At 66.5% G+C, this 4388-nt stretch carries 3 protein-coding genes; 2 read left to right on the top strand and 1 reads right to left on the bottom strand.

What is annotated here, in order from left to right:
* Window positions 1-632 precede the first annotated feature (632 nt).
* A complete protein-coding gene (gene glpK / locus ACOJTD_RS20860; protein ID WP_420134772.1) occupies window positions 633-2135 on the bottom strand; it encodes a glycerol kinase GlpK in 1503 nt (500 codons plus the stop codon).
* A gap of 221 nt (window positions 2136-2356) precedes the next feature.
* On the opposite strand from glpK, the gene ACOJTD_RS20865 reads away from it, so the two are divergent.
* Both ACOJTD_RS20865 and ACOJTD_RS20870 read left to right on the top strand, forming a co-directional pair.
* On the top strand, window positions 2357-2941 hold the full coding sequence (locus ACOJTD_RS20865) for an ANTAR domain-containing response regulator (RefSeq protein ID WP_420134774.1): 585 nt from the start codon (window positions 2357-2359) through the stop codon (window positions 2939-2941).
* The gene (locus tag ACOJTD_RS20870) at window positions 2938-4131 is read left to right on the top strand and encodes a CmpA/NrtA family ABC transporter substrate-binding protein (protein ID WP_420134773.1); all 1194 of its coding nucleotides are present in this window, start codon (window positions 2938-2940) and stop codon (window positions 4129-4131) included. The genes ACOJTD_RS20865 and ACOJTD_RS20870 overlap by 4 nt, the downstream gene beginning before the upstream one ends.
* Window positions 4132-4388: the final 257 nt, after the last annotated feature.

Here is a 4388-nt window from a genome sequence, read left to right on the forward strand (position 1 = left end):
CGGTGGAAGCGGAACGCCTGGTCGGGGCTTGATGCCACGCGGGACATCAGGACCACACGCCTTGGCCGTCCGCGGCAGCGTGGTCGTCAGCGCTTCGGTGTCGGCTCACGGGACCTTTCGATGAAAGGGAGCCCGCCCTGCCTTCACGTCCCCGCCTGACGCTGCCGCGTCCATCGCCCCCCGCCCCGCGAACCGTGACGATCGCGTTTCGCCCCTCTCCCCGAGGCGGGTTGAGACGGACTATAGTCCTTCTAGGAATTTTGTCAACAACCGGGTTTCGCTCGGATGCCCCGTTTACCCTGCGCGCAAACCTCGCGTTCGTCATTCCGGGGCACGCGCTCAGCGCGTGAGCCCGGAATCCCTAACCCCGGTGGTTAGTGTCGCGCTTGGCAGTGGCTACGCCGTGCGCTTGCTCGGACTCCAGGGGATATGGATTCCGGGTTCGCACAGCTTCGCTGTGCGCCCCGGAATGACGGGGAGAGGTTTTGCTCCCACAGAGGATGCCGGATGAGGGCACTCGGCTCCGCGAATTGCTGACTCACTGCCTGGGGCGCCCTCACCCCAGCCCTCTCCCGCAGGCGGGAGAGGGGGCGCGCTGCGGACTGGGCAGGCTCGTCGAGCTACACGTCTGCTCACTCGCCCTCGTCGCTCGCCAGCAGGCCCTTTACGGCCCTGCCCCATCCGGCCAGCTTGCGCTCGCGCGTGGCGGCGCTCATCGCCGGGCGGAAGCGATGATCCAATCGCCAGTTGTCGGCGAATTTGGCGGGTTCGGGGAAGACGCCGGCGCTGAGGCCGGCCAAGTAGGCGGCGCCGAGGGCGGTGGTTTCCTGGATCACGGGGCGATCGACCGGGGCGTTGAGCAGATCGGCGAGGCGCTGCATGGTCCAGTCGGAAGCGGCCATGCCGCCGTCGACGCGGAGCACCGGCGGGGCGGCGTCGGCGCCGGACCAGTCGTCGCGCATCGCGGCCCACAGGTCGTAGGTCTGGTAGCAGACACTCTCCAGCGCGGCGTGCGCCAGTTCGGCAGGGCCGGTGTTGCGCGTCATGCCGAACAGCGCGCCGCGAACCCGCGGATTCCAATATGGCGCGCCCATGCCGACGAAGGCCGGCACCAGATACACGCTCTGCATCGGATCGGATTTGTCGGCGAGCGGGCCGGTTTCGCTGGCGTGCTTGATGATGCCGAGGCCGTCGCGCAGCCATTGCACGGCGCTGCCGGCGACGAAGATCGAACCTTCCAGCGCGTAGGTACGCTTGCCGCCGAGCTGATAGGCGATCGTGGTCAGCAGCTTGTTGTGCGAGCGCACCGGCGTCGCGCCGGTGTTGAGCAGCGCGAAGCAGCCGGTGCCGTAGGTCGACTTGATCATGCCCGGGGTAAAGCAGGCCTGGCCGATGGTCGCCGCCTGCTGATCGCCCGCGATGCCGCGGATCGCGATCGGCGCACCGAACAATTCGTAGTCGGTGTCACCGAAATGCGCCGAAGAATCCCTCACCTGCGGCAGCATCGAGCGCGGCACGCCGAGCAGCTTCAACAGATCGTCGTCCCACTCGCCGGTGTGGATGTTGAACAGCAGCGTGCGCGAGGCGTTGGTGGCGTCGGTGGCATGGACGCGGCCACCGGTCAGCCGCCACAGCAGATAGCAGTCGATGGTGCCGAAGCGCAGTTCGCCGCGCTCGGCGCGGGCACGCGCGCCGGGGACGTTATCGAGCAGCCAGGCGACCTTGGTGCCGGAGAAATACGGATCGACGATCAGGCCGGTCTTCTCGGTGATCATCGGCTCGTGGCCGTCGGTTTTCAGCTTGGTGCAGAATTCGGCGGTGCGGCGGTCCTGCCAGACGATGGCGCGGTGGATCGCCTTGCCGGAGATGCGGTCCCACACCACCACGGTCTCGCGCTGATTGGTGATGCCGATTGCGGCAATGTCGGCGGCGGAGGCGCCGGCCTTCTCCATCGCGGCGCGGCAGGTTGCCAGCGTCGAGGCCCAGATGTCGTCGGGCTCGTGCTCGACCCAGCCCGAGGCCGGAAAATGCTGGGGGAATTCCTGCTGCGCCGAGGCCGCGATCGAGATGTCGTCGCGGAACAGGATCGCGCGCGACGAGGTGGTGCCCTGATCGATGGCCATCACGAAAGACATGAGCGTTCGTCCCGGAATCTGAAGGAGATGAGATGTTGGCCCGCACACCACCCGATCGCGCCTGCGGCGTCAATATCGGCGGTTCCGATGTGTGCAGGGCAGCGAAGCCTCTTCAATCGGCGGCCGGACTGTGGTTTGTCGTGACTGCAACCAGAGCCTTGGATAAAGGGACCCCTGTGGTTTCGTCGGCGCGCCCCGTGCTGACGAAACGGGACGTGCCGATGGACCCGCTGCTGAAGATCGTGATCGTCGACGAGAACCCGGTGCGCGCCGGCATTCTCACCGAAGGCCTGCGCGAAGCCGGCATGTCGCAGATCACCTATCTGGCCGCGACCACCAATCTGCTGGCACGGATCTATGAGATCGACCCCGACGTCATCCTGATCGACCTCGAGAACCCGAGCCGCGACATGCTCGAGCAGATGTTCCAGGTCAGCCGCATCGTGAAGCGGCCGATTGCGATGTTCGTCGACCAGAGCGACACCGCCTCGATCCAGGCCTCGGTGGATGCCGGCGTCTCGGCCTATATCGTCGACGGGCTCAAGAAGGAGCGGATGAAGCACATCCTCGATCTGTGCATCTCCCGCTTCAACGCCTTCGCCAATCTCGAGAGCGAACTCAACCGCGCCCGCACTGCGCTGGAAGACCGCAAGGTGATCGACCGCGCCAAGGGCATCCTGATGAAGGCCAAGAGCCTCAGCGAAGAGCAGGCCTATGTGCTGCTGCGCACCGCCGCCATGAACGAGAAGAAGAAAATCGCCGAGATCGCCCAATCGGTGGTCACCGCGTCGGAGATGCTGAAATGAGCGAGCGCCTGCGCATCGGATTCATCCCGCTGGTCGACGCCGCCGCGCTGATCGTCGCGGTCGACAAGGGCTTCTGCGCGCAGGAGGACCTCGACGTCGAGCTGGTGCGCGAGATCTCCTGGGCCAATGTGCGCGACAAGTTCAACATCGGCCTGTTCGACGCCGCGCATCTGCTGGCGCCGATGGCGGTCGCGTCCAGCCTCGGCATCGGCCACATCAAGGTGCCGGTGATTTCCGGCTTCGGCCTCGGCGTCAACGGCAATGCCATCACGGTGTCGCCGGATCTGCACGCCGCGATCGCCGCCAATGTCGACGGCGACATCGCCGATCCTGTCGTATCGGCGCGGGCGCTGGCGCGCGTCGTCGCCGAGCGCAAGCAGCTCGGGCTGGAGCCGCTGATCTTCGGCATGACGTTCCCGTTCTCCAGCCACAATTACGATCTGCGGTTCTGGATGGGCGCCGGCGGCGTCGATCCCGACGAGGACGTCCGGCTGGTCGTGCTGCCGCCGCCCTACATGGTCGAGAGCCTCGCCAACAAGCATCTCGACGGCTTCTGCGTCGGCGCGCCGTGGAATTCGGTGGCGATCGATCTCGGCATCGGCCACATCCTGCACTTCACCTGCGAGCTGTTTCAGCGCGCCGCCGAGAAGATGCTGGCGGTGCGCGCCTCCTGGGCCGAGGGCCATCCCGACACGCTGCTGCGGCTGATCCGAGCGCATGACCGCGCCGCGCAGTTCATCGAGTATGACGCCAACCGCGACGAGGTCTGCGCGATCCTCACCGCGCCGGGCCGCATCGAAGTGACGCCGGAGCTGATCCGCCGCACGCTCGACGGCCGGCTCAAGGTTTCGCCGGAGGGTCTCTACCGCGAGACCGGCCGCTATCTGCTGGTCGGTCGCGAGGCCGCAGCGCGGCCGGACCCGGTGCAGGGCGCATGGAATTACGCCCAGATGGTGCGCTGGGGCCAAGCCCCGCTATCGGCCGAACTGCTCGCCGCCGCCAAGGCGGTGTTTCGCCCCGACCTCTATGACGCCGCGGTCGGCGGCACGCCGATCCTGCCGATAGCTCCTGCCGACGGCATCGGCGAATGCACTGGCACAACGTTCGATCCGGACGACATCGCGGGTTATTTGTCGGCGCTGGAAATTAGGCGCTGCCCGCTACACCCCCCCCCCCCCGGGGTGGGTTAAGCGCGACGCCTGATGCCCCCTTTGTCACTGTGCGCAGGGTAAATCAGCTGTCCTCAGCTGTATCCCCACCCTGCCGCGCTGCACAATTCGTCATCACCCTGCTCAGCGTTGCTGCGCGAATGCGCAGCGTTGGCGGCTGATCAAATTAGCGGCGTAAGCCGCCAAGCGATTGGAAGCTCTCACTAATCGCGTTCCGCCAGCGACTGGCACGGTTTTCGCTAATCCTATGGCGGGTCACCGGTGGGTGCCCGGCGTCC

This window comes from Rhodopseudomonas sp. (assembly GCF_048594845.1).
Lineage (GTDB): Bacteria > Pseudomonadota > Alphaproteobacteria > Rhizobiales > Xanthobacteraceae > Rhodopseudomonas.

What these genes read in the sequence shown, in the direction of transcription:
- glpK (WP_420134772.1), bottom strand. Translation starts at nt 2,135, where the DNA reads ATGTCTTTCGTGATGGCCATCGATCAGGGCACCACCTCGTCGCGCGCG.
- ACOJTD_RS20865 (WP_420134774.1), top strand. Translation starts at nt 2,357, where the DNA reads ATGGACCCGCTGCTGAAGATCGTGATCGTCGACGAGAACCCGGTGCGC.
- ACOJTD_RS20870 (WP_420134773.1), top strand. Translation starts at nt 2,938, where the DNA reads ATGAGCGAGCGCCTGCGCATCGGATTCATCCCGCTGGTCGACGCCGCC.